This window comes from Mycobacterium sp. (assembly GCF_035697385.1).
Classification (GTDB): domain Bacteria; phylum Actinomycetota; class Actinomycetes; order Mycobacteriales; family Mycobacteriaceae; genus Mycobacterium.
This window is the reverse complement of sequence record NZ_DASSCY010000029.1, coordinates 1-5,114: the sequence shown is the minus strand read 5'-3', so window position 1 is coordinate 5,114 and position 5,114 is coordinate 1. Positions and strand designations below refer to the sequence as shown.

General features: G+C 66.2%; 6 protein-coding genes. All 6 read right to left on the bottom strand.

Features of this window, described 5'->3' with window-relative positions:
• The coding region (locus VFH65_RS02900; RefSeq protein ID WP_353319630.1) for a sulfite exporter TauE/SafE family protein at window positions 1-887 on the bottom strand (887 nt) is incomplete at its 3' end.
• A 230-nt stretch (window positions 888-1,117) separates the two neighbouring features.
• Window positions 1,118-1,885, bottom strand: a complete 768-nt coding sequence (locus VFH65_RS02895; protein WP_353319631.1) for a sulfite exporter TauE/SafE family protein — start codon at window positions 1,883-1,885, stop codon at window positions 1,118-1,120.
• A 25-nt stretch (window positions 1,886-1,910) separates the two neighbouring features.
• Window positions 1,911-3,311, bottom strand: a complete 1,401-nt coding sequence (gene der / locus VFH65_RS02890) for a ribosome biogenesis GTPase Der (protein ID WP_353319629.1) — start codon at window positions 3,309-3,311, stop codon at window positions 1,911-1,913.
• On the bottom strand, window positions 3,308-3,994 hold the full coding sequence (gene cmk / locus VFH65_RS02885) for a (d)CMP kinase (RefSeq protein ID WP_353319628.1): 687 nt from the start codon (window positions 3,992-3,994) through the stop codon (window positions 3,308-3,310). The genes der and cmk overlap by 4 nt, the downstream gene beginning before the upstream one ends.
• On the bottom strand, window positions 3,991-4,734 hold the full coding sequence (locus VFH65_RS02880; RefSeq protein WP_353319627.1) for a pseudouridine synthase: 744 nt from the start codon (window positions 4,732-4,734) through the stop codon (window positions 3,991-3,993). The genes cmk and VFH65_RS02880 overlap by 4 nt, the downstream gene beginning before the upstream one ends.
• A gap of 1 nt (window position 4,735) precedes the next feature.
• Window positions 4,736-5,114, bottom strand: a 379-nt coding sequence (scpB, locus tag VFH65_RS02875) for an SMC-Scp complex subunit ScpB (protein WP_353319625.1), incomplete at its 5' end; no start/stop codon positions are given.

The following is a 5,114-nucleotide window of genomic DNA, read 5'->3' as shown; positions in this document are numbered from 1 at the left end:
ACCTCGGCCACGTCTGACACGAACTCCGTGGCCCGCGACGTCCGCCACGCGACAAACACCAGGGCCGCCCACGCCACGACGATCGATGTGTAAATGCCCGTCGACCACGGCCACTCAATGCCGAAGTAGTGGACCAGCTTTTGGCTGTTGGTCAGCACGATGATGCCGCCGACCGCGGTTCCGAGCAGCGCCGGACTCACCCTGCTCACCAGCCACGCCGCGAACGGCGCGACGAGGATGCCGCCGACCGCCAACCCGAGCACCACCGGCATGTTCTCGATGAAGTCCTCGCGCAATCCCACCGCGAAACCCAGCGACGCGGACGCAGCGACCAGAAATTCCGATGCGCTCACCGAACCGATGACCGTGCGCGGCGCAGCCTTGCCACGCGACAGCAGCGTGCTCGTCGTCACCGGGCCCCATCCCCCGCCACCGGACGCGTCGATGAAACCGCCGAACAGACCGAGCGGCGTCAGAAACTTGGCGGTGTGCGGGGTCGCGCCGGACCGAATGACCGGCGGTGTACGCAACGAGAACCGCAGCAGCACATAGGCACCGATGACGACAAGGATCCCGGCCATCAGCGGGGCCGCGTCTTTCGTCGACAGCGACGACAGCACCGTCGCACCCGCGAAGGCACCGATCGCACCGGGCACCCCGAGTTTCAGCACGATCGACCAGTCGATGTTCTTGAATCGCCAGTGCGACACACCGGAAGCAAGCGTGGTGCCGATTTCCGCTAGGTGCACCGCCGCGCTCGCTTGCGCTGCCCCGACCCCACTGAGCACCAACAGTGTCGAAGCGGTGACGCCGAAGGCCATGCCCAAGGCACCGTCGACGAGTTGGGCTCCAACTCCGACGAGCGCGAAGATGAGAAGCGAACGCATGAGGTTCGTCGCTTTCGACTAGAAGTCGCTGTGCAATCAGCGACCAGACGGACTAGTGGGCGCGGGTCAGATGCGCGCGCGACACCACTCGTCGAAAGCCATCAGACGACGTGACGGCCAGAACGGTTCAAGCGCCGAGAGAGCCGACGGTGCGGTGCGGAATGCGCGTTCAGCCACCGGTCGCCCTTCTCGTGTTCGATAGACAGTCTTAGCGATGCTACCGGGACGCATTAAATGGTCAACAGCCGGTACAGCCCGATTAATCCCACCACGACGATCACCGCGCGCAGCACATTCGGCGACAGCCGCCGCCCGTAGTGCGCCCCAAGGAAACCGCCGATCAGTGAACCCGCCGCGATCAAGCCCGCCGCGGCCCAACTGATCCGGTCGAACGCGACCACCGTGTACGCCACTGCCGCAACAACATTCACCACCAGTGACAGCAGGTTCTTCGCTGCGTTCATCCGCTGCATGTCCTCCGGCAGCAGTGCGCCCATCGCCGCGATCAGCATGATGCCCTGCGCCGCTGTGAAGTAGCCGCCGTACACCCCGACCGCGAACGTCGCGATCACCAGCGCCGCCATGCGTCCCGACGACACGTGCTCCGCCGACCGCCCGGCCGCCTCGGCGCGCCGCTTTGCCCACGCCTGAATCCGCGGGCCGACCACCACCAGCGCCAGCGCAATGACCAGCAGCACCGGCACCACTTGGGTGAACACCTTCTCGGGTAGGTGCAGCAGCAGCCATGCACCCAAGCCCGCACCGATGAATGATGCCGGCAGCTGCCACGCCAGCCGATTCCACTGGCCGCGCAGCTCTCGCCGGTACCCCCAGGTCCCCGACGCGCTACCTGCCACCAGGCCCACTGCGTTGGACATCGTCGACGTCACCGGCGGATAGCCCAGCGCCACCAGGGTCGGGAAGGTGATCAGCGTGCCGGAACCGACGACCGCGTTGATCGCACCCGCTCCGACACCCGCCAACGCGATCAGGATCATGTCGATGACGGGCACTCGACCAACACTATCTAGAGCGTGCGCCCCGCTTCTCCCTCACCCTGACGTTGATCCGGATCGGGCTGCCGTCGAACCCGAACGTCTCCCGCAGCCGCCGCTCCAGGAACCGCCGATACCCGGCCTCCAGGAAGCCCGACGTGAACAGCACGAACGTCGGCGGCCGCGCGGTCGCCTGGGTCGCGAACAGAATCCGCGGCTGCTTGCCGCCGCGCACCGGCGGCGGCGTCGCCGCGACGATCTCCTTGAAGAAGGCGTTCAGCCGTCCCGTCGATATCCGTGAATCCCACGACTCCAGCGCCTTCTCCAGCGCCGGCTCCAGCTTCTGCACCGCCCGGCCCGTCATCGCCGAGATGTTCACCCGCTCCGCCCACTGCAGCTGCGCGAGTTCCCGATCGATCTCGCGATCCAGTTCGTAGCGGCGGTCCTCATCGACCAGGTCCCATTTGTTGAACGCCAACACCAATGCCCGGCCGGCTTCGATCACCATCGCCAGCACCCGCTGGTCCTGTTCGGTCAAGGGCTGCGACGCGTCGATCAGCACGATGACCACTTCTGCGGCGTCGATCGCGCCGTGCGTGCGTACCGACGCATAGAACTCGTGTCCACTGGCCTGTCCGACCTTGCGTCGCAATCCCGCCGTGTCGACGAAACGCCAAGTCTTGCCGCCCAATTCGATCAGCGAGTCCACCGGGTCTACCGTGGTGCCCGCGACATCGTGCACAACCGACCGCTGATCGCCCGCCAGCCGATTCAGCAATGAACTCTTGCCGACATTTGGCTTGCCCACCAACGCAACTCGTCGGGGACCACCGCCGCCCGACGCCAGTTCCGATACCGCAGGCAACGAACCCACTACCGAGTCCAGCAGATCGGCCACCCCGCGGCCGTGTATCGCGCTGACAGGGTGCGGCTCCCCCAGTCCCAACGACCACAACTCCGCGGCGTCTGCCTCGCCTTTCTCGTTGTCAACCTTGTTGGCGGCCAAGAACACTGGCTTGCCCGACCGTTGTAACAGCCGTGCTGCTGCCTCGTCTGCCGTCGTCGCACCCACCACCGAGTCGACGACAAAGATGATCGCGTCCGCGGTGCGCATCGCCACCGACGCCTGCTCGGCCACCAGCTGCTGCAGACCCTTGGCGTCGGGCTCCCAACCACCGGTGTCCTGCACGACGAAACGCCGCCCACTCCACAGAGCGTCGTAGGACACCCGGTCGCGCGTCACGCCCGGCACGTCCTGCACCACCGCTTCGCGACGCCCCAGGATCCGGTTCACCAACGTCGACTTGCCGACATTGGGCCGCCCGACGACGGCCACCACGGGCGGCGGCGCCGCTTCCTCGATCGCTTCCGCGACGTCTTCGGCGCCGAGTTCCCAGTCGCCTTCGTCGGTCCAGCTGCCGTCGCTCATCGCCGTGCCCCGGCGCGCTGCTGCACGAGTTCGAGCAGATGCGCGATCACCTCGGGTTCGGACATCATGCTGGTGTCGACGACCAGCGCATCATCGGCGGCCCGCAGCGGCGACACCGCCCGCGTCGAATCCAGATGATCACGCCGCTTCACATCGGCCAGCACAGCCTCATAGTCGTCGCCGAGGCCGGACGCCACATTCTGATCGTTGCGGCGTCGTGCCCGCTCCTCGGCCGACGCGGTCAAGAAGATCTTCACATCGGCGTCGGGCAGCACGACGGTGCCGATGTCGCGGCCCTCGACCACCACGCTGCTCGGTCCGGCGGCAAGTTCGCGCTGCAGCCCGACCAGACGCGCGCGCACGGCCGGCACCGCCGACACCGCCGACACCGCTTTGGTCACCTTGTCGCCACGGATCTCGCGCGAAACATCTTCTGCGTCAAGGTAAGCCTTGTCCTCGTCGGGGTCATAGCCCACCGACAGAGGAACATCGACGGCGGCAGCTTCGATCGCCGGGGTGTCGGTCAACCCGACGCCGGCCCGGAGCACGGCCAGAGTCACGATGCGGTACATCGCGCCGGTGTCCAGATACCGCGCGCCGAGGGACCGGGCCAAACCGCGTGACACCGAGGACTTTCCGGTGCCCGCGGGTCCATCGACGGCTACGACGAGCGAGTCGGTCACATTCCCACCGCTTTGTACAACTCGCCAAGCTCCTTTTGCGTCAACACCCGAATGCTGCCCGGCCGCTGATCGCCGAGCGATACCGTGCCGATGTCGGTGCGCACCAACTCCTGCACCGGATAGCCGACCGCTGCCAGCAGCCGCCGCACAATCCGCTTGCGGCCCTCGTGCAGCGTCAGCTTCACCAACGTCTTGCCCGGGACCTTGTCCACCAACGCGAAGTCGTCGACATGGGCTGGGCCGTCGTCCAATTCGATGCCGTCGCGCAGCTTGCGGCCCAGTCCGCGCGGCACTGTGCCGAGCACCGTCGCGACATACGTCTTCGGCACCTCGTACGACGGGTGCATCAACCGGTGGGCCAGCTCGCCGTCGTTGGTCAACAGCATCAGCCCTTCGGTGTCGGCATCAAGACGGCCGACGTGAAACAGCTTCTTGTTTCCCCGAACTCGATGCTCCACCAGGTCGCCGACACACGGCCGGCCCTTGTCGTCCGACATCGTGGAGTGCATGCCCTTGGGTTTGTTGATCGCCAAGTGCACCAGCGTGTCGTCGAGGGTCACCCGTGCCCCGTCGACGCGAATCACCGACACGTCGGGGTCGACGCGCGTACCCAGTTCGGTGACGATGCGATCGTCCACCTCTACCCGGCCGTCTAAGATCATCTTCTCGGCGACGCGACGCGACGCAATTCCGGCCTGCGACAACACTTTCTGCAAGCGCACGCCCTCGGTGTCGGTCATCTCATTCACGATCTACGTCGAAGGACATCGGCTCTTCGGCCGACTGCGCGCCGCTGAGCTTCATGAAACGTGGCTCGTCGCCGAGGGATTCACTCAGGTCGTCGATGACATCGACATCGGGCAGCAGCGGCGCGATATCGGGCAGATCGGCCAAAGACGACAAGCCCAGCCGCTCCAGGAACAGCTCGGTGGTCGCGAATGTCACCGCGCCGGTATCGGCATCGGTGCCCGCCTCGGTGATCAGGCCGCGGGCAAGCAGCGTGCGCATCACAGCGTCGACGTTGACGCCGCGTACCGCGCTCACCCTTGCCCGTGTCACCGGCTGACGGTAGGCCACAACCGCCAACGTCTCCAAAGCGGCACGTGTGAGCTTAGATCGC

What these genes read in the sequence shown, in the direction of transcription:
- VFH65_RS02880 (WP_353319627.1), bottom strand. Translation starts at nt 4,734, where the DNA reads ATGACCGACACCGAGGGCGTGCGCTTGCAGAAAGTGTTGTCGCAGGCC.
- VFH65_RS02895 (WP_353319631.1), bottom strand. Translation starts at nt 1,885, where the DNA reads ATGATCCTGATCGCGTTGGCGGGTGTCGGAGCGGGTGCGATCAACGCG.
- der (WP_353319629.1), bottom strand. Translation starts at nt 3,311, where the DNA reads ATGAGCGACGGCAGCTGGACCGACGAAGGCGACTGGGAACTCGGCGCC.